This window comes from Streptomyces sp. NPDC001406 (assembly GCF_042895285.1).
Taxonomy (GTDB): domain Bacteria; phylum Actinomycetota; class Actinomycetes; order Streptomycetales; family Streptomycetaceae; genus Streptomyces.
The window spans coordinates 133,256-152,088 of record NZ_JBIAWG010000004.1 but is presented as its reverse complement, the minus strand read 5'-3'; the positions used below and the strand labels follow the sequence as shown (position 1 = coordinate 152,088).

At 71.4% G+C, this 18,833-nt stretch carries 15 protein-coding genes and 1 pseudogene; 3 read left to right on the top strand and 13 right to left on the bottom strand.

The annotated features are described in order from the left end of the window. Positions 1-118 precede the first annotated feature (118 nt). Complete coding sequence (locus tag ACFY1J_RS10945) at positions 119-910, top strand: SDR family NAD(P)-dependent oxidoreductase (RefSeq protein WP_390731077.1); 792 nt, start codon at positions 119-121, stop codon at positions 908-910. A gap of 300 nt (positions 911-1,210) precedes the next feature. Here the strand turns inward: ACFY1J_RS10945 and ACFY1J_RS10940 are convergent, their stop codons facing one another. The 6 genes and pseudogenes from ACFY1J_RS10940 to ACFY1J_RS10915 form a co-directional block, all read right to left on the bottom strand. After that, a complete protein-coding gene (locus ACFY1J_RS10940) occupies positions 1,211-1,828 on the bottom strand; it encodes a hypothetical protein (protein ID WP_390706117.1) in 618 nt (205 codons plus the stop codon). Then, on the bottom strand, positions 1,825-3,531 hold the full coding sequence (locus tag ACFY1J_RS10935) for a PHP domain-containing protein (protein ID WP_390731076.1): 1,707 nt from the start codon (positions 3,529-3,531) through the stop codon (positions 1,825-1,827). The genes ACFY1J_RS10940 and ACFY1J_RS10935 overlap by 4 nt, the downstream gene beginning before the upstream one ends. A gap of 163 nt (positions 3,532-3,694) precedes the next feature. After that, positions 3,695-3,826 (bottom strand): annotated as a pseudogene (locus ACFY1J_RS10930) (cold shock domain-containing protein); the annotation flags it as partial. 118 nt (positions 3,827-3,944) lie between these two features. After that, positions 3,945-5,387 carry an argininosuccinate synthase gene (argG, locus tag ACFY1J_RS10925; protein ID WP_390731075.1) on the bottom strand — a complete coding sequence of 481 codons (1,443 nt, stop codon included), beginning with the start codon at positions 5,385-5,387 and terminating at the stop codon, positions 3,945-3,947. Between the two features lie 143 nt (positions 5,388-5,530). Continuing rightward, the gene (locus ACFY1J_RS10920) at positions 5,531-7,129 is read right to left on the bottom strand and encodes a glycerol-3-phosphate dehydrogenase/oxidase (RefSeq protein ID WP_390731074.1); all 1,599 of its coding nucleotides are present in this window, start codon (positions 7,127-7,129) and stop codon (positions 5,531-5,533) included. Beyond that, positions 7,126-7,725, bottom strand: a complete 600-nt coding sequence (locus tag ACFY1J_RS10915; protein WP_390706120.1) for a TetR/AcrR family transcriptional regulator — start codon at positions 7,723-7,725, stop codon at positions 7,126-7,128. Before ACFY1J_RS10915 ends, ACFY1J_RS10920 begins: the two co-directional genes overlap by 4 nt. Before the next feature lie 78 nt (positions 7,726-7,803). Between ACFY1J_RS10915 and ACFY1J_RS10910 the strand changes: the two genes are divergently transcribed. After that, the gene (locus ACFY1J_RS10910; protein WP_390731073.1) at positions 7,804-9,399 is read left to right on the top strand and encodes an FAD-binding oxidoreductase; all 1,596 of its coding nucleotides are present in this window, start codon (positions 7,804-7,806) and stop codon (positions 9,397-9,399) included. 83 nt (positions 9,400-9,482) lie between these two features. Further along, positions 9,483-10,364: a YegS/Rv2252/BmrU family lipid kinase gene (locus ACFY1J_RS10905; RefSeq protein ID WP_390706122.1), complete on the top strand. Its 882-nt coding sequence runs from the start codon at positions 9,483-9,485 to the stop codon at positions 10,362-10,364. A gap of 54 nt (positions 10,365-10,418) precedes the next feature. Here ACFY1J_RS10905 and ACFY1J_RS10900 read toward each other — a convergent pair whose 3' ends face one another. The 7 genes from ACFY1J_RS10900 to ACFY1J_RS10870 all read right to left on the bottom strand — a co-directional run bounded on the left by ACFY1J_RS10900 (position 10,419) and on the right by ACFY1J_RS10870 (position 18,804). Beyond that, positions 10,419-12,422, bottom strand: coding sequence for an acetoacetate--CoA ligase (locus ACFY1J_RS10900; RefSeq protein WP_390706123.1), 2,004 nt, complete (start codon positions 12,420-12,422; stop codon positions 10,419-10,421). Beyond that, positions 12,419-13,048 (bottom strand): RBBP9/YdeN family alpha/beta hydrolase, encoded by a 630-nt coding sequence (locus ACFY1J_RS10895; protein ID WP_390731072.1) that lies wholly within the window; start codon positions 13,046-13,048, stop codon positions 12,419-12,421. Before ACFY1J_RS10895 ends, ACFY1J_RS10900 begins: the two co-directional genes overlap by 4 nt. 8 nt (positions 13,049-13,056) lie before the next feature. After that, positions 13,057-14,397, bottom strand: coding sequence for an MFS transporter (locus ACFY1J_RS10890; protein ID WP_390706125.1), 1,341 nt, complete (start codon positions 14,395-14,397; stop codon positions 13,057-13,059). 34 nt (positions 14,398-14,431) lie between these two features. Further along, on the bottom strand, positions 14,432-15,352 hold the full coding sequence (locus ACFY1J_RS10885; protein ID WP_390706126.1) for a TauD/TfdA dioxygenase family protein: 921 nt from the start codon (positions 15,350-15,352) through the stop codon (positions 14,432-14,434). A 20-nt stretch (positions 15,353-15,372) separates the two neighbouring features. After that, positions 15,373-16,347 (bottom strand): quinone oxidoreductase family protein, encoded by a 975-nt coding sequence (locus ACFY1J_RS10880; RefSeq protein ID WP_390706127.1) that lies wholly within the window; start codon positions 16,345-16,347, stop codon positions 15,373-15,375. 43 nt (positions 16,348-16,390) lie between these two features. After that, entirely contained in the window at positions 16,391-17,449 is a 1,059-nt protein-coding gene (locus ACFY1J_RS10875; protein WP_390731071.1) for a 3-keto-5-aminohexanoate cleavage protein, read from the bottom strand. A 344-nt stretch (positions 17,450-17,793) separates the two neighbouring features. Next, on the bottom strand, positions 17,794-18,804 hold the full coding sequence (locus ACFY1J_RS10870) for an AraC family transcriptional regulator (RefSeq protein ID WP_390706129.1): 1,011 nt from the start codon (positions 18,802-18,804) through the stop codon (positions 17,794-17,796). Between the last annotated feature and the right edge of the window lie 29 nt (positions 18,805-18,833).

Sequence of the window (18,833 nt, the reverse complement as noted above, 5' to 3'; positions counted from 1 at the left end):
TCGGGCTGATGGCACCTCAGCCCCGCCACTCCGGCGGGGTGTTGGCGGGGGCCGCCGGTGGACAGGAACCCCCGCCCTCCCTATTGTTCGTTCGAACGAACAGGACCGGAGGGTAGTCGTGCACATCGCTGGGACAACCGTTCTGCTGACCGGAGTCACGGGCGGCATCGGAGGGGCGCTGGCCGCCGAGCTGTCGGCCCGGGGCGCGGATCTCGTCCTCACCGGTCGCCGCCGCGAGGCGCTGGACCCGCTGGCCGAGCGCTTCGGTGCCCGGACGATCCTTGCCGACCTCGCCGATCCGGACGATGTGCAACGCCTCGCCGCTGAGGCTGCGGGCACGCAGATCCTCATCGCCAACGCGGCCCTGCCCTCCAGCGGCGACGTACTGGACTACACGCCGGAGCAGATCGACAGGTCGATCGCCGTCAACCTGCGCGCGCCCGCGATGCTCGCGCGCCTGCTCGCCGAGGACATGGTGGCGGCGGGGCGCGGGCACATCTGCTTCGTCGGATCACTGTCGGGAATGGCCGCCACCAAGTCGTCGTCGATGTACACCGCGACGAAGTTCGGGCTGCGCGGCTTCTCCCTGTCCTTCCGCCAGGATCTGCACGGCACGGGTGTGGGTGTCTCGATCGTCCAGCCCGGCTTCGTACGCGAACTGGGCATGTTCGCGAACACGGGCTCCTCGACGCCGGGCGGCGTACGCACCGTTGCGCCGGAGCGGGTCGTCAAGGGCGTGCTGCGCGCGATCGAGCGTGACGTCGCCGAGATCAACGTCGCCCCGCTGGAGCTGAAGTTCCTCACCAAGATCGCTTCGCAGTTTCCGGGGTTCGCGGAGCGGATGCAGCGGCTGGCGGCACCGGACCGGACGATGAAGGTGATCGTGGAGGCACAACGGACCAGCCGCTGAGCCGCATGCCGTCCGCCCTGCGCTCGGGAGTCTGCACCTCATGCCGTGTCAGCTTCAAGCAGCACCCGTATCCGGCGCTGGAGCACCTGTGCCCGAACTGCGCCCGGCCCATGAGGTGTGCCGGGCGCGACTTCGCTCCGCCGCCGAAGCGGGATGTTCGGGCGTGGTCCGTGGTGGCCGCGGTCCTGGGCGAGGGCCTTCGATATGAAGGACGAGAGGTATGCGGGTGCGGCAAGGAGCCGAAGTATCGTCCGCGGACGCGCGCCGAACCGCGAGTACGCCGCAATCGCCGCCCCGCCCTCACGCGTGGTCGGCGCAGCACGGGGTGGGATTGGGTACCTCGAAGGGGGCCAGTGTGCCGCCTGCGGCCGGGACGAGGGCGAGGGTCAGGTGGCCGTCTCGCCACTCGGGGCGTACATGGTCGCGGGTGAGGACGGGTGTGGCGGGCTCGGGTCCGTCCGCCGTCGGTGCGCCGACCACGACGAGCCGGTCGATGGCGGTCAGGGCGAGCAGGTCGGCCACGGTGACCGTGCCGGTGAGGTGATCGACTCCCGGGAAGAGCACCGCTCGCCCGCCTCGGCGGTGGGCGTGTTCCTCCGCTGCCAGCATGGCCGCATGGGCGGCGGGTTCGGCGCCGTACGAGCGGCCGGCCAGGGCCGCGCCCATGCCGGGGTCTGCCGGCGCGACGACATGCGACCACGTGATGGCGGCGGTCCGGGCGTCCGGGAGCGCGAAGGAGACGGCCGTACCCCGACGCTCGTCGGTGCGGATCAGGTGCGTGCAGGCGAGAGTGCCCTGCGGGAGGCCGAGCCGTGTCACCAGGTCGTGGATCAGGTGGTCGGCCTCCCGCAGGCTCGCCGTCCCGGCGTCCACCCCGATCACGGAGTGGACGCCGGGCGCGCCGTGTGGTGCGCTCATGCGGGCAGGACCCACATGGGGTTGGAGTAGAACCACAGGTCCTTCCACGGGTCGGCGTCCCCGACCACGTCCATGGCCGGTCCCGCCGGGTCCACGGAGGCACCGCGCAGGCCGACGGCCGTACGGTTGCCGTCGGTGCCGCGCAGCCGGACGTAGCACGGCTTGTCGACCTGACCCAGGGAGTAGGTCAGCCGGACGCGGCCGCTGGACTTGTTGACCTCGAACGACGTCACGACCTTGGTGTCCGGCGTCGCCAGGGCGTCCCGGTCGGAGACCGGACCCGTGACATCACCCTGGATGACGTCGACACGGGCCAGGGCCGGCACGAACTGCGCCCAGTTGGGACCGTTGGCGAGGCTGATCTCGACGACCAGGTCGACCCGGCTGCCCCGGCGCACCGTCAGCGCGCCGCCGAGGGTGACCCCACGCGAGCCGGAGCGCAGCTGGGCGTCCAGGCCGCTGATGAGGCCGCCGTGGTCGACCCAGACACGGCCGGCACGGATGCCGTCCATGACCGCCTTGTACGAGAAGGACGCGGCGCCGACGTGGGTGCGGGAGTACTGGCCCGGCCAGAAGTCCGTGTCGCCGAGGTTGAGGCCGCCGCCGTAGACCGGGTCGTTGTAGCGGCCGTTGCCGGCGAAGTCGCTGTTCGGGCCGCGCACCGCGCTGTCGGCGTACACATTGTGGGAGTCCGAGTTGGCGGTGATCCACCACGGCTTGCCCTCGGCCAGCAGGCTGTCCCACAGACCGCCGACGGTGGCGGTCATCCAGTCGAAGCCGCCCCAGGTGCGGTAGCTCTCCAGCGGGTAGCCGGCGAAGGAGTCGGCGCCGGGGCTGTTGTCGTAGATGCCGCGCGCGGAACCCGCGCCGTTGGGGGCGGGAAAGCCGCCGGCCTGGTGGCCGGGGGCACCCTCCATGCCGACGGCGATGGTCGGCTGGGCGTCGCGCCAGGCGCGGATCTCGTGCGGGGAGTCGATGCCCTTGCGGGCGGGGTGGTTGGCCAGGAACAGTACGTCCTTCACCCGGCGGCGCTGCACCTGCTCGGCGAGGAAGTTGACGCCCGCGATGGCGAGCGCCTCATTGGCCGGGGTGCCGGCAGAGGCCTTCTTCACCGAGCCGTCGAAGGAGTTCTCGAACTCCTTCAGCACCGCCACCTCGTTCTTGCCGGGGTGGACGAAGACCGTACCGTGCTCGGCGGCCGGGATGTTCCACTCCAGGCCCTGGAAGACCAGGGTGTCGTCGATCCGGTCGCGGGCCTCGACGATGTCCGGATTGACCTTCTCCACACCGATCTTGGCGTGCGTGTCGCTGCCGTGGTCGGTGATCACCATCCAGTCCAGGCCGTGCGCGTTCGCCTGTCGCACCTGGTCGATGACCCGGTACTTGGCGTCGGAGCTGTACTGCGTGTGGATGTGGTGGTCACCGGCGAGCCACAGATACCCACCGGAGCGCTCGTCGTGGTGCGCCGCGGACGCGGGCACCGCTGCCGCGGCCTGACCCGCGCCGCCGAGGACGCTGCCGGCGGCGAGGCCCGCGCCCAGCAGCCCGGTGCGGCGCAGCATCGAGCGACGCGAGAGCTGGCTCGGAGTCAGTTCCTCGTCGGGGACCGACATGTCGAGGGCGGGCGGAAGGGAGGAGGCGTCGCCGCTCCCGTGGTGGTGGTGATGGTGGTGACCGTCGTCGTGTCTGTGGCCGTGGCTCATGCTCAACTCCCGCGGGCGGCAGGGACGTACACGCTTGGGACGTGCAGATTCTGAGAAGGCCGCATGAACGACGGAGAACCGGGTGATGGTGTGACGCGGAACGGTTGATGTGCGACGAGGGGACGTCGCCCTGCTCGACCGATCGGCCGGAAACCCGGCCGTGTCAGGTGGAGCGAGGCACGATGCTCACCGCGCGGTGGTCGTACCCGTCCAGTTCGAAGCCGGGGGCTTCCCACTTGAGGCCGACCTGTTGGCCGGGTGGCAGCGTGCGGAGGCCGGTCTTTTGGATGTCGGAGACTGCGGTGCCGCCGGCCCCTTGACTGCCGGAGTTCTGCAAGGGAAAGGCCGGCTCCACGCCCTGGGCGTCGAGCCGGCCTCTGCTGCTTGCCGAGCGTTCCGCTCGGCGGGGTCGGTCAGTCCGTGCCCGACTCCATCGCGGCGCGGTCAAGGAGTTCGTCGTCGTCGGCCTCGCCGCGGGAGGCGATGGCCTCGGCGCCGCCCTCCGGCATGCTGCCGATCAGCCCGGTCGCGGCCGCCTGGGCGGCACCGATGGCGGGATTGGCGGTGCCGATCAGGCCGAGCCCGGCGTACTGCTCCAGCTTGGCGCGCGAGTCGGCGATGTCGAGGTTGCGCATGGTGAGCTGGCCGATGCGGTCCACGGGGCCGAACGCCGAGTCCTCGGTGCGCTCCATCGACAACTTGTCCGGGTGGTAGCTGAACGCCGGGCCCGTGGTGTCGAGGATCGAGTAGTCCTCGCCGCGCCGCAGCCGCAGTGTCACCTCACCGGTGACGGCCGCGCCGACCCAGCGCTGCAGCGACTCCCGGATCATGAGCGCCTGCGGGTCCAGCCAGCGGCCCTCGTACATCAGCCGGCCGAGGCGCCGCCCCTCGCTGTGGTACTGGGCGAGGGTGTCCTCGTTGTGGATCGCGTTGACCAGACGCTCGTACGCGGCGTGCAGCAGGGCCATGCCGGGCGCCTCGTAGATGCCGCGGCTCTTGGCCTCGATGATCCGGTTCTCGATCTGGTCCGACATGCCCAGGCCGTGGCGGCCGCCGATGGCGTTCGCCTCCATCACCAGGTCGACGGGGGAGCCGAACTCCTTGCCGTTGATCGTCACCGGGCGGCCCTGTTCGAAGCCGATCGTCACGTCCTCGGGGAGGATCTCGACCGCGGGGTCCCAGAACCGTACGCCCATGATCGGCTCCACGGTCTCCACGCCGTTGTCCAGGTGCTCCAGGGTCTTGGCCTCGTGCGTGGCACCCCAGATGTTGGCGTCGGTGGAGTACGCCTTCTCCGTGCTGTCGCGGTAGGGCAGCCCGTGGGCGAGCAGCCACTCCGACATCTCCTTGCGGCCGCCCAGTTCGGTCACGAAGGCCGCGTCCAGCCAGGGCTTGTAGATCCGCAGATGCGGGTTGGCGAGCAGGCCGTAACGGTAGAACCGCTCGATGTCGTTGCCCTTGAAGGTCGACCCGTCGCCCCAGATCTGTACGTCGTCCTCAAGCATCGCCCGGACCAGGAGCGTGCCCGTGACGGCACGGCCGAGCGGGGTGGTGTTGAAGTAGGCGCGCCCGCCCGTGCGGATGTGGAACGCCCCGCAGGTGAGCGCGGCCAGGCCCTCCTCGACCAGTGCGGCGCGGCAGTCGACCAGGCGTGCGATCTCGGCGCCGTAGGTCTTCGCGCGGCCGGGCACCGAGGCGATGTCGGGCTCGTCGTACTGGCCGATGTCGGCGGTGTAGGTGCACGGGACGGCGCCCTTGTCGCGCATCCACGCGACGGCGACCGAGGTGTCGAGGCCGCCCGAGAAGGCGATGCCGACGCGATCGCCGACGGGAAGGGAGGTGAGGACCTTGGACATGGGAAGAGTATGCATGGAAACGCATGAACATGCAAAGGGTGTGTGCGACGCCTCGGCGTGGCGCCGCGAGCGACCGGGCGGTGCGGGCCGCAGGTGACATGGCGGCTGCCGTGCTCGGGCACGGCAGCCGCCATGTGCCGGTCTCAGCCCTGCCCTGCCAGGGCTTCGCCGAGGATTTCCTCCGCGGTCTTCAGGGCCGCGGCGCGGTCCTCGGTGACCAGGCCGATGCGCGTGCGTCGATCGAGCAGGTCGGCGGCGTCGAGTGCGCCTTCGTGCCGTACGGCCCAGAGCAACTCGGCGCGGGTGACGGGGTGGTCGGGCAGCACGAGGTCCCCTAGGTGCGGGTTCTGTGCGGCCAGGGCCTGGACGGCCGCCGCCTCGGTGCCGTAGCGCCGGACCAGGCGCCGCGGTGCGGGCAGAGTGGCGAGCCGGGCCGCAGCGGCGGCGCCGACGAGCGGGAGCGCGGCGGTGGGGGAGGGCCCGGCGTGCAGACGGCCGGCGGAGGCGGCGGCGTCGACGGCGTCCTCGGCCATGCGCCGGTAGGTGGTGAGTTTGCCGCCGACCACGGTGACGACGCCGTCCGGTGACGTCAGTACCGCGTGCCGCCGGGAGATGTCGGCGGTGCGGGACTCCTCGCCCGAGCCTGTCGGCGTGGTGTCCAGCAGGGGCCGTAGCCCGGCGAAGGCGCCCACGACGTCGGCACGGTGGACCGGGACGTCCAGGACGGAACCGAGGACGTCGAGCAGGAAGCCGATGTCGGTCTCCGGGACCTTAGGCACATCGGGCACGGGGCCGTCGACGGGTTCGTCGGTGAGGCCGACGTACACCCGGCCGTCACCCTGCGGCAGGACGAGGACGAAACGGTTGGTCTCGCCGGGGATCGGTATGTGCATCCCGGCCGGCAGCGAGCCCAGGCGCTCGGCGCGCAGCACCAGGTGGGTGCCCCGCGAGGGCCGGATCCGGATGCCGTCGACCAGTTCGCCCGCCCACACACCCGATGCGTTGATCACGGCGCGGGCGCGGATCTCGCCCTCCTCGCCGGTGAGTTCGTCGCGGACGCGGGCCCCTGTTCCGGTCAGCTCCAGTGCCCTGACCCGGGTGAGGATGCGGGCGCCCTTGGCGGCTGCGGTGCGGGCGAGGGCGGTCACCAGGCGGGCGTCGTCGGTGAGCCTGCCGTCCCAGGACAGCAGGCCTCCGCGCAGGCCGTCGGTGCGCAGGGCGGGGGCCAGGTTGCGGGTCTCCACCGCGGACAGCCGGCGCGGGCCCGGCAGGGTGGCGCGGGCCGTGCGGGCCGCCAGGCGCAGGCCGTCACCGGCCCGGAACCCGGCCCAGGCCAGAGCCGCCTGTCCGCGTGACACCAGCGGGGTCAGGGGGAGGACGAACGGCTGGGCACCGACCAGGTGGGGTGCGGTGCGCTCCATCAGCACGCCCCGCTCGACGGCGCTCTCGTGGGCCACGTCGAGCTGTCCCGAGGCCAGATAGCGCAGGCCTCCGTGGATCAGCTTCGAGCTCCAGCGCGAGGTGCCGAAGGCCAGGTCGTGGGCGTCCACGGCGGCGACCGTCAGTCCGCGGGCGGCGGCGTCGAGGGCGGCTCCGGCGCCGGTGGCGCCGAGCCCGACGACCAGGACGTCCACGGCCGGTCCGCCCACGGTCCGGGCCAGGTCGCGGGTGCGGCGTGCGGCGGACAGCGACGAACCGGGGACGGGCGCGGCGAGGTGGGCCGGGCTGCTGGTGGGGCTCATGGGGTGAGGGTCCTCTCCAGGATGGTCCGCAGCTCCGTGAGGAAGGCGGCGGTGGTCAGGTCCGGGTCGTCCTCGTCGGTCATGGTCCGCAGCGACAGGGTGAAGGACTGGACGATCAGAAGAAGGGATCGTGCCTGTCTGCCGGGGTGGCAGGCGCGCACCGATCCGTCGGCGTGTCCGTCGCGCAGGCCGGTGGCCAGAAGCTCCAGGAGGGCGTTCTGGCTCGCGCCGCGGCGGTCCAGTACGTAGGGCAGGAGCAGTTCGGGGTCGACGTCGACGATCTTGCGGAAGAGCGGGTGGTCGCGGAACGCCCGCACCCCGCCCACGAGTCCCTCGACGATCAGATCGCGCGCCGATCGGTCCGGGCTGGGCTCGGGCATGGCGCGGGTGGCCACGTCGACCCACTCGCGCGTCATCAGGTCGCCGACGAGTGTGCGTACGTCCGGCCAGCGCCGGTACAGCGTCATGCGCGAGACGCCCGCACGGCGGGCCACGTCGGTCAGGGTGGTGCGGCGCACGCCGACGGCCAGGACGCAGTCGCGCACCGCGTCGAGCACCGGATCGCTGTCCGCATGGTTGTGACGAATAGGCGTCATGTGTAACAGTGTAACGCCCTTGCGGCGGCGCCCGGCAGACGGGCACGACGCGGAAACGACCGATGAGGACAAACCGCCATGGACATGCTGTGGAGTGGCTGGGGTGACCCGGCCAAGGCGGCACCGCTGCCCGAGACGGTGATCGGGCTGCTGCGCGATCTGCTGGGCGTCAAGCCCCGTAGCGCACCCCCGCTGCGGCTGGAGGAGATCGCCGTCCCCGGCACCCCTCTCGACTCCGCCGTACTCGAAGAACTGTCCGCGGCCGTCGGCGGCGGGGCACACGTTTGTACGGACGCGGAGACCCGTGTCCGGCACACCCGCGGCAAGTCCACGCCCGACCTCCTGCGGATCCGCGTCGGAGACGTCACCGACACCCCGGCGGCCGTAGTCCTCCCGGCCGCACACGACGAGGTGCTGGCCGTCCTGCGCGTGTGCGCCCGATACGGCCTCGGTGCCGTCCCGTTCGGCGGCGGCACGTCCGTCGTCGGCGGCCTGGCCCCCGAGCGGCGAGGACCGTTCGTCGCCCTGGACCTGCGCCGCATGGACCGACTGGTCGACGTCGACCCGGTCTCCCGCACGGCGACCCTGCAGCCGGGCCTGCGCGCCCCCGAGGCCGAACGCCTGCTGGCCGAACACGGCTTCACGCTCGGCCACTTCCCGCAGTCCTACGAGTGGGCCACCATCGGCGGATTCGCCGCGGCCCGCTCCAGTGGTCAGGCCTCCGCCGGATACGGCCGCTTCGACGAAATGGTGCTGGGCCTCACCCTCGCCACTCCCGAGGGCACCCTCGACGTCGGCCGCGCTCCGCGCTCCGCCGCGGGCCCCGACCTGCGCCAGCTGATCCTCGGCTCCGAGGGCGCGCTCGGCGTGATCACCTCGGTCACCGTGCGCGTACGGCCGCAGCCGCGCGCCCGACACTACGAAGGCTGGCGCTTCGCCTCCTTCGAGGAGGGCGGCGCCGCACTGCGCCGGCTCGCCCAGGACGGACCGCGCCCCACGGTGCTGCGCCTGTCCGACGAGACCGAGACGCTGATCGGTCTCGCCCAGCCCGACGCGATCGGAGCGGACGGTCTGCAGCAGAGCGCCGGCTGCCTCGCGATCGTCGGGTTCGAGGGCACCGAGGAGGACACCGCCCACCGCAAGGAGTCGGCCGCTGCCGTCCTGCGCGAGTGCGGCGGCACCTACGTGGGAACGGAGCCGGGAGAGCGCTGGGCCCACGGCCGGTACTCGGCGCCCTACCTGCGGGACGCGCTGCTGGACGCGGGCGCGTTCGCCGAGACGCTGGAGACGGCCGCCTTCTGGTCGCGGATCCCCGAGCTGTACAACGCGGTCCGCACGGCACTGACCACCGCCCTCACCGAGGCCGGCACACCGCCCCTGGTCATGTGCCACATCTCCCACGTCTACGAGAACGGCGCCTCGCTGTACTTCACCGTCGTCAGCGCACAGGGCGACGACCCCGTCGCCCACTGGGCCCCGGCCAAGGAAGCGGCCAACGAGGCGATCCTCGCCGCCGGCGGCACGATCAGCCACCACCACGGCGTGGGCACCGACCACCGCGACTGGTACGTCCGGGAGGTCGGCACCCTGGGCATCGAAGCCCTGCGGGCCGTCAAGCGCAGACTGGACCCCGACCAGCTGCTCAACCCGGGCGTCCTCCTGCCCACCGACTGACCCGACCCGCCGACCGACCCCGCCCCTCGTCCGTACAGCCCCAGCACACCGGCTCCCGAATCACCGCCTCCGGAGGCTCACCCATGCGACAGTTCACCGCCGTCGTCAACCCCACCGCGGGCGGATCCAGCGCGGCGGCCGCGCTGATCCAGGTGGCACGCGTGCTGCGCGAGGCCGGGGCGGAACTGGAGACGGAGTACAGCCGCAGCCTGGCCCACGCCCAGGACATCGCCCGCGGCGCGGGGGAGCGGGGCCGGGTGGTGCTCGCCGTCGGCGGTGACGGCATCACCGGCGGCATCGGCGGCGCGCTCAGCGGCACCGACACCGTGTTCGGCATCGTCCCGGCCGGACGGGGCAACGACTTTGCGCGGGCGCTGGAGCTGCCCTCCGACCCGGACGCCCTGGCCCGGATCCTGCTCGACCGGGAGCCGCGCCCGGTCGACACCATCGAGGTGCGCTCGGCCGTCCACGACGGGACGGTCGTCCTCGGCAGCGTGTACGCGGGCGTCGACGCGCTGGCCAACCGCCACGCCAACCACGCCCGACTGCTCAAGGGCGCCGCCTCCTACTACGCGGGAGGGCTGCGGGCCGTGACCACGTGGCGCCCGGCGGACTACCGGATCACCGTGGACGGAGAGGAGCACGCCCTGCGCGGCTACACCGTCGTGGCCGCCAACTCCGCCTACTACGGCTCCGGCCGCATGATCGCCCCCGGAGCCCGCGTGGACGACGGCCTGCTGGAGGTCGTGATGATCCGCGAGGCCCCGCGCCACCTCTTCTTCACCCTGATGAACGAGCTCAAGTCCGGCGCCCACGTCGCGCGCCCGGAGGTCCGCATCCTGAGGGGCCGCGAAATCCGCATCGAGGCCGACCGCCCGGTGCCGTACGGCGCCGACGGCGAGGTGGAGGCGGTGCTCCCCGTCACGGTGAAGGTGCTGCCCGGCGCGCTGAAGGTGCTGCACTGACGACTGGCTGACGGCGCTGTACCGACGACCGGGCGATGCGTCACACATGTCAGCTCATCGCTGCCCCGCATCCGCATCCGCGGCCCGGCGTGCCGCGAAGTCGGCGAACCAGGACAGCATCCCGAAGTGCGTGACCGCCCCTTCGCTGCCGACATCGGCGACGCGAGCACCCTGCAGGATCCGTTTGACCGGCACCTCCAGCTTCTTCCCGGTCACCGTGCGCGGAACGGCGGGCACCGGCACGATCGCGTCGGGTACGTGCCGCGGGGACAGTTCCCGTCTGATCGCTGCCGTGATCCGTTGCCGCAGGCCGTCGTCGAGTGCCGCGCCGTCGGCCGTCACCACGAACAGCGGCATGTAGTAGTCACCGTCGTCCAGTTCGACGCCGACGACCAGACTGTCCACGACGCCCGGCACCTGTTCCACCACGGAGTAGATGTCGGCCGACCCCATCCGCACTCCCATGCGGTTGAGCGTGGAGTCCGAGCGCCCCGACACCACGAGCGACAGGTCCTTGTCGATGGTGATCCAGTCGCCGTGACGCCAGACGCCGGGATAGGTGTCGAAGTAACTCGCCCGGTAGCGGACGTCGTCGGGGTCGTCCACGAACCGCAGTGGCATGGACGGCAGCGGGGCCGTCACCACCAGTTCACCCTGCTCACCGGTCAGGGGCCGGCCCTCCACGTCCCACGAGGCCAGGGCCACGCCCAGGGAGGGACACGAAATGCGTCCCGCACGGACCGGGAGCAGGGGTGAGCCGCCCGCGAGTGCCGAACAGACGTCGGTTCCGCCGCAGATCGACTGGAGCTGGACGCCAGGGGCGAGCCGGTCGTACACCCAGTGCCAGGTGCTCCGTGCCATAGCCGACCCGGTCTGTACGACGGAACGCAGCGCACCCAGGTCGAGGTCGGCGGCCGGGTGCAGGCCCGAACGTTCCACGGCCGCGAGGTAGGCCGCGCCGACACCGACCACGGTGGCCCGGGTGCGCTCCGCGACCCGCCACACGCCGGCCGCGTCGGGGTGGGTGGGGCTGCCGTCGTACAGGACGACCGTGCTGCCGTGGAGCAGCCCGCCGACGAGGAAGTTCCACACCATCCAGCTCGTGGAGGTGACGAACAGATACCGGTCCTCGGGGCGCAGGTCGACGCCCAGCCCCAGCGCCTTCAGGAGTTCCACGACGATGCCGCCGTGCCCCTGCACGATGCCCTTGGGGATGCCGGTGGTGCCCGACGACCACAGGATCCACAGAGGATGGTCGAAGGGTACGTCGGCGAAGACCGGCGCCGCCTCGGTCGTCGGCAGCGCCGACCACACGCGGACGGCGACGTCGGAGCGCATCGGCCGCTCCAGGGATGTGCCGGGGAACAGGTGGTCGACGAGCAGCAGGTGACGGACCGTTGGCAGACTGTCCAACAGCTCGGCGACCGTGGTCCGCCTGTCGTACTCCTTGCCCCCGTAGCGGTATCCGTCCACGGCGATGAGGACGGTCGGCCGGGCCTGGCCGAGGCGGGCGAGCACGCTGGGCGTGCCGAAGTCGGGGGAGCACGCCGTCCATACGGCCCCCACGGCGGTGGTGGCCAGCAGGGCCACCACCGCCTGCGGCAGGTTGGTGAGATATCCGGCGACGCAGTCGCCGGGCCCAACGCCCATGTCGCGCAGTGCCGCCGCGACATCGGCGACATCACGGCGCAGTTGCTCCCACGACGTCTCGACCGGGGCGCCGTCCTCGGTCACGCTCACCAGCGCCGGACGCGCGTCGGTGGCCTGCGCGAGGCAGCGTTCCGCGAAGTTCAGTCGTGCGCCGGTGAACCAGCGGGCGCCCGGCATGGTGGCTTCGGCCAGTACCTCGTCGCACCCGGACACCGAGTCCAGCCCGTAGAACTCCCAGACGGCCGACCAGAATCCCGTCAGGTCGGTGGCGCTCCACCGCCACAGCGTGGCGTAGTCGGGGAAGTCCAGCCCCCGGGTCTCCGCCAGCCATTCCATGAACACGGCGACGTTGGAGTCCTCCAGTTCACGGCGGCCGGGAGACCAGAGCGGTTCAGTCTCCATGCTCATGCGTGCCGTCCCGTGGCCGGCATGGGGAGCGCAGTGCCGGCCGATGACCGAGGCGTCGTACGGCCGGACTCCAACTCGCGCAGGAGATCCTCCGCGAGGGACCAGTCACCGTGTCCGGATGCCGGGTTGAGGTGCCCGACGGGGCCGAGGGACACGAGGTGGCTGCCCCAGTCGCGCGCGAGTTCCGCGACGCGCTCGGCGGCGGCGAGCGGGTCGTTCGCGCTGGCCGCCACCACGCTGGGGAACGGCAGCGGACGGCGGGGTACGGGCGTCCAGCCGTGCTCCGCCAGTGCGCCGGGGGTGGGGTAGCCCTCCGGGAGGGGGGTCTCGAAGTCCGGCGGCGTCGCGAGCAGGGCGCCGCGGACCTCCGCGTGATGCCGTTGTGCCCAGTGCACCGTGGTCATCACGCCCGCACTGTGGGCGACCAGGACGACGGGCCCCGCCACAGAGGCGAGCGTGGTGGCCAGGTTGGCGACCTGGGCGTCGCGGCTGAGGCGGTCCTGCGCCACCGGGGGAGTGACACGGACGCTCCGGCCGGCTTGGGCGAGCCGAGTGGCCAGCTGCGTCTGCCAGTGTTCGGGGATGTGGTCGCGCAGGCCGGGGACGATCACCACGGTGGGTGCCATAGAGCGGGTCATGAGGAGACCTCCGATGGTGTCCGCGTCTCGGCACGTGCGGCGAGACCGGTGATACGGAGCAGATCGCGTTCGTACCAGTGGCGCCCGATGAGGAAGGCGACGCTGGCCGCGACCGCGGTGAGCGGCACGACGCGCAGGGCGCCGAGCAGTCCGATGCGGTCCGCGAGGGCGCCGGTGACGGCGGGTCCGGGTGCCAGTCCGAGCAGGCTGTTGGCGAGCGTGAGGGTGGCGAAGGCGGTCGCGGCGACGGATGCGGGGGTCAGATTGGCGACCATGGCGGCCGCCGGTCCGGCCGTGCCGGCCGACAGCAGGCACCCGGCGGCCAGAGCGGCCAACTGGGCCGGGCCGGTGGGCAGTCGGAAGGCGAGCGACAGCAGGACGAGTGAGCTCAGGCTGCAGGCGACGGCCACGCCCCACTTGCGGATGGGGGCGGTGGCGCTGATGCGGTCGGAGGCGATGCCACCGGCGATCATCCCGATGCCGATGATCAGCGCGAAGACGCCCGCGACCGCGCCCGCCCGTGCGGGGGCCATGTGGTAATAGCGGTCGAAGAAACTGGGCAGCCAGGCCAGGAGCGTGGCGGCCACGAACAGTTGAAGGCCGCTGCCGATGTAGGCGCTGATGACGGAGACGGAGGAGAACAGCCGGGGCAGATGACCGCGCAGCGGTTCATGCGTGGTCGTGCCGTCGGTGTCGTTCGCCGACCGTCCTTGCGGCTTCAGTCTGCTCTCCTTGACGACTATTCCGTACACCGCGGCGAGCACCAGCCCGAACAGGCCCATCGCCGCGAACGCCCAGCGCCATCCGGCGACTTGGGCCACGGCCCCGCCGAGGGCGACGCCGAGTACGGAGCCGAAGGCCCCGCCGGCGATGAACGCGCCGGAGAGAGTGGCCCGCATGGTGAGCGGGAAGATGCTGAGGACCACGGCGATGCCCACGCTGCCGTACGCGGCCTCACCGATGCCGACGAAGAGGCGGCCGACGAACATCTCGCCGTAGTTCGCGGAGATCGCGCAGCCCAGGGTGGCCAGGCTCCACAGCACGGCGGCGATGAGCAGGCTGCGGACCCGCCCCCACCGGTCGGCCACCAGGGACATGGGGAAGGTGAGCACCCCGACCGTCAGCGCCACCACACCGCTGAGCGATCCCAGTGCGGCGTCCGACAGCAGCCATTGCGCCTTCAGCATCGGGAAGACGGCGTTGAGCACCTGTCGGGACATGTAGTCGGACAGGAGCAGGCCGAAACCGAGCGCGAAGACGGTCCACGCATAGCCCCGGGACACGGGCCAGACCGGTACGGACGGGTCCGTGGCGGGCGCAGTGGTGTGAAACTCCATTGTCATCACCTCGACTGCTTGATTGAGGGGCAGGTCAGAACGGTCTGTCGCCGACGATCCCGGCGCGCTCCATCTTGCGGACGGCGGGCCAGTAGTCCTGGACGGCGTAGTGCTGGGTGGAGCGGTTGTCCCAGATGGCGACGCTGTTCGGCCGCCAGCGGAAGCGCACCTGGTGCTCGGGGATCGCCGCCTGGCTGATCAGATAGGTGAGCAACTGGCTCGCGCCCGGTGCGTAGTCCTGTCCGAAGCGGACGTTGCGTGGCGTGTGGTAGTTGACGAAATGGGTGGCGAACGCGTTGACGAAGAGGATCTTCTCGGCGGTCTCCGGGTGGGTGCGGACGACGGGGTGCTCGGCGTCGGGGAACCGCTCCTTGAGCGCGTGGCGCTGCTCCTCGGGCAGTATGGCGCCGAAGGAGGCCTCGATGCTGTGCCGGGCGCGCAGCCCCTCGATCTGTGACTTGATGTGCTCGGGAAGCCGCCGGTAGGCCTCGGCCATGTTGACCCAGATCGTGTCGCCGCCCACCGGGGGAGACTCGATGCAGCGGAGCACGGCGCCCATAGACGGGTTGGTGCGCCAGGTGCCGTCGGTGTGCAGGGCGTTCTCGTAGTGCTCGGCCGGGCTGTCCAGGTCCTTGTAGATGCGCACCAGCCCGGGGTGGTCGGGGTCGCTGCCGGCGACGGGGTGGTCCTCCAGCGGACCGAACCGCTCGGCGAAGGCGACATGGTCGGCACGCGTGATGTCCTGGTCCCGCAGGAACAGAACCTTGTACTGCAGCAGCAGGCTTCTGAGCTGTGCGAACAGGCCGTCGTCGCGGGCGGCGTCGGCCAGGTTCACGCCGCTGAGCTCGGCGCCGATCGTGCAGGTGAGCGGCTCGACCTCGATCGAGGTGCGCAGGGCGGCCGGGCGGACGAGCGCCGGGGCCCGCCCTTGTGACGGTGAGAGGGTGTCTGGCATGGGTGATCACTCCCTGGGTTTCACAGGACGAAGACGGACGAGCCCGTGGTCCGGCCGGCCTCCAGATTGCGATGGGCCTGTACGGCGTCCGAGAGGTCGTAGCGCTGGTTGATCTCGATGGCGATGCGGCCCGCGGCGACGTGGCCGAACAGCTCCCCGGCCAGGGCGTCGCGCTCGGCCGGGTCGGCGATGTAGTCGGCAAGGGCGGGGCGTGTGACGAACAGCGAGCCGTGGACGGCGAGTTGCATGGCGTCGATCGGTGGCACGGGTCCGGACGCGGTGCCGAAGCACACCAGCAGGCCACGGCGGGCCAGCGACGCCAGCGAGCCGGCGAAGGTGTCCTTGCCGATGCTGTCGAGGACGACCGGGACGCCCGCGCCGTCGGTCAGCTCGCGGACCCGGGCGGGTACGTCCTCGTGCCGGTAGCGGATGACGTGCTCGCATCCGTGCGCCAGGGCGATCTCCGCCTTCTCCTCGCTGGAGACCGTCCCGATCACACGGATGCCGAGCAGCGCGGCCCACTGCGAGACGATCAGGCCCACACCGCCGGCCGCGGCGTGCAGCAGCACGGTGTCCCCGGGCCGCAACGGGTGGATCCTGCGCAGCAGATAGGCCGCCGTCAGGCCGCGCATGGTCATCGCGGCCGCCGTCTCGCAGCCGATCTCGGGGGGCAGCCCGATCAGGTGCGAGGCGTCCATGACGCGCTCGGTGCTGTAGGCGCCGAGCGGGCTTCCGGTGTACGTCACCCGGTCTCCCGCGGCGACGTGGGTGACGCCCTCGCCGACCGCCTCCACCACGCCCGCGGCCTCGACACCGATGCCGTCGGGCAGGCGTACCGGGTAGAGCCCGGTACGGAAGTAGGTGTCGGCGAAATTGAGCCCCACCGCCTCGTGCCTGATGCGTACCTGGCCCGGGCCCGGATCTCCGACCCTCACCTCCTCCCAGGTCAGGACGTCGGGTCCACCGGTTTCGTAGAAGCGGACGGCGTTGGCCACGAAGAGCTCCGAAGGGTCGTACGGGTGGGGGAGGGCGGGCCGGTCAGGCGGAGACGTCGCGCAGCATGAAGCCGCGCCGGCCGGGACGGCGGTTGGGCACCATGCCGAGCCGGGCGAGGGTCTCGTCGGCGTCCGCGTAGTACTCGCCGAGCTTGTAGATCCGCTTGGCGTCGGCCCCGGTGGCGATCTCGCGGCCGAGCGCCTCGGAGATCTTGACCATCTGCTCGACCTGCGCCACCGACGACATGCGCTCCCCCTTGCCGCGCCAGAGGTTGTCCTCGTTGCCGACGCGGACGTGCTGGCCGAGGGCGATGGCGACGGCGTTCATGGGGGCCACGGCGCGCATGGAGCTCTCGATGGTGAGGACGGCGCCGTCCGGGACGCGGCGGATGAACTCGACCAGGTCGGCAGGGTGCCGTCCGGCGAAACCGCCGCCGATGGCGACGTAGTTGAGGATCAGCGGGCCGGTGTAGAGGCCGGCGCGGATCAGTCGCTCGACGGTCTCCAGCTGCGCCAGGTGGGCCAGCTGGAAGTGCGGCTGGATGCCGTTCGCGTGCAGCCGCTTGAGGTGTTCGAGATAGAACTCCGGACCGGCCTCGACGACCATGTCGCGGTAGGCCCGGTAGTAGTCCGGCTTCGCGATCGAGGTGCCCTCCAGATCGTCGTCGTTCATGATCTCGACGATGTTCATCTGGCTGGTGTTGATGGCCATCGTGACCTGGTCCGGGGCCGGGTCGAGCTCGGCCAGCAGATGGCGGGTGTCGTAGGCGAGCCACTTCGCGTCGCCGCCCTCGCCCTCCGGAGCGAAGGAAATGGAGCCGCCGATCTGCAGGACCATGTCCGGCACCGCCTCGCGCAGCCGGCCCAGCAGCTCGTTGAACATCGACATCCGCTTGGAGCCCCGGCCGTCGAGCTCGCGTACATGGATGTGCAGCACCGTGGCCCCGGCGTTGTAGCAGTCGACAGCGGCCTGTACGTGCTCGTCCATCGTGACCGGAATGTCGTCCGCGTCCCCGGGCAGCCATTCCGGGCCGTACGGGGCGGCCTGGATCACCAGCCTTTCCTGGTTTTCGGGGAACAGCGAGTCGTCGTGGAAGTGCACGATGCATCTCCTTGTCGATAAGTCGAGTGGGGTGATCGCGTGCCGAGAGCATCGGCGGACGCGAAGACCGGGACGCGGGCGGCAGCTGACTGCGCCGGTCGTGAGAGGGACGGGTGCGACGCACCCGGGTGGGAATTGCGGTCGGCTCGGAGAAGCACGCCCAAGGGGAGTGACGGAGCATGCCCTCCGGACCGACCGGCTGTGCGGTGGTGTCACCGTAGGGCGGTCACTTCCGGCCCGCTTGCCCTGGAGGGACAGGTGACTTGTCATTTGGGGACACGAGGCCCGCACGTGTCACCCACGGCCGGCCGGAGCCTCCGGGCCGATGGGCGTCGGCTGCCCTGTCAGTCCCGGGATGCGGCTCGCGCCTTGCGCCACTCCCGCGGGCCGGTCCCGAACTGCTCACGGAACCACCGCGAGAACGCGCTCAGCGAGGAGAAGCCCAGCAGGGTCGAGACCTCGGTCAGCGACCGGTTGGGATTCGCCACGAACCGTTCGGCGAGCGCCGTACGGGTGGAGTTGAGCAGCGACGAGAACGTCTGGCCCGATCGGGCAAGATGCCGGTGCACGGTGCGCCGGTCCACGCCGAGGCTGCGCGCGACCTGTTCGATGGAGCACCGGCCGGTCGGCAGGAGCGCCTCGATCAGCTCGCGCACCCGATCCGCCTCGCCGCCCTCGGGGGGAGCCGCGATGGGCTCGAAGAGCTGCCGGGTGTAGCTGCGCAGTTGCGCATCCGCCATGGCATTGGGGGCATCCAGGTCCTCGGTGTACAGGATGATGCCGTTGGAGCACCGGTCGAACTGCGTCAGCGGCCCGAAGAGACGGCGGTGCGTCCCGGTGTCCTTCGGCGCCGGGTGGGCGAAGCAAACCGACGCCGGCCGCCACTGGCTGCCCAGGAATCCGCACAGGATGCGGTGGAAGGCGCCCACGGCGAGTTCCACCGCCTGCCGGACCGGTGCCGTCTCACCCACCCGGATGTCCACCTTGAGGGTGGCGACCCCATTCGCCTCGGACAGGCGGGTGCTGAGGGCCTCGTTGTAGGTGTGCTGGTGGCGGATGAGCAGGTCCAGGGCGCTGCGGACGTCGGGCTCCTCCCGTACGAGCAGACTGATGGGGCCCAGATTGGAGAAGCGGCGCCGCTCCGCAAGCAGGAGGCCGAAGTCGTCGCGACCGCAGGCCACGGCCGTGAGCTCGAGCAGCCGGGCCACGGCCGCGCCGGAGATCCACCGGTCCTGCACGGCCAGGTCGGCCGTGTCCAGGCCGACGCCCCGCATGAGCGCGCGGGGATCGAGACCGAAGGACCGGCTCAGCTCCACATAGCCGTTCAGCGCGGCGGTGCGGGACAGGGGCCTCATGCGTACTCTCCAGGGACGGGTCCCCAGAA

Bases quoted from the DNA above. Each gene is read 5' to 3' on its own strand.
- ACFY1J_RS10890 (WP_390706125.1), bottom strand. From the start codon at position 14,397: ATGGAGTTTCACACCACTGCGCCCGCCACGGACCCGTCCGTACCGGTC.
- ACFY1J_RS10905 (WP_390706122.1), top strand. From the start codon at position 9,483: ATGCGACAGTTCACCGCCGTCGTCAACCCCACCGCGGGCGGATCCAGC.
- ACFY1J_RS10900 (WP_390706123.1), bottom strand. From the start codon at position 12,422: ATGAGCATGGAGACTGAACCGCTCTGGTCTCCCGGCCGCCGTGAACTG.
- ACFY1J_RS10910 (WP_390731073.1), top strand. From the start codon at position 7,804: ATGGACATGCTGTGGAGTGGCTGGGGTGACCCGGCCAAGGCGGCACCG.
- ACFY1J_RS10920 (WP_390731074.1), bottom strand. From the start codon at position 7,129: ATGAGCCCCACCAGCAGCCCGGCCCACCTCGCCGCGCCCGTCCCCGGT.
- ACFY1J_RS10895 (WP_390731072.1), bottom strand. From the start codon at position 13,048: ATGGCACCCACCGTGGTGATCGTCCCCGGCCTGCGCGACCACATCCCC.
- ACFY1J_RS10885 (WP_390706126.1), bottom strand. From the start codon at position 15,352: ATGCCAGACACCCTCTCACCGTCACAAGGGCGGGCCCCGGCGCTCGTC.
- ACFY1J_RS10940 (WP_390706117.1), bottom strand. From the start codon at position 1,828: ATGAGCGCACCACACGGCGCGCCCGGCGTCCACTCCGTGATCGGGGTG.
- argG (WP_390731075.1), bottom strand. From the start codon at position 5,387: ATGTCCAAGGTCCTCACCTCCCTTCCCGTCGGCGATCGCGTCGGCATC.
- ACFY1J_RS10935 (WP_390731076.1), bottom strand. From the start codon at position 3,531: ATGAGCCACGGCCACAGACACGACGACGGTCACCACCATCACCACCAC.
- ACFY1J_RS10915 (WP_390706120.1), bottom strand. From the start codon at position 7,725: ATGACGCCTATTCGTCACAACCATGCGGACAGCGATCCGGTGCTCGAC.
- ACFY1J_RS10870 (WP_390706129.1), bottom strand. From the start codon at position 18,804: ATGAGGCCCCTGTCCCGCACCGCCGCGCTGAACGGCTATGTGGAGCTG.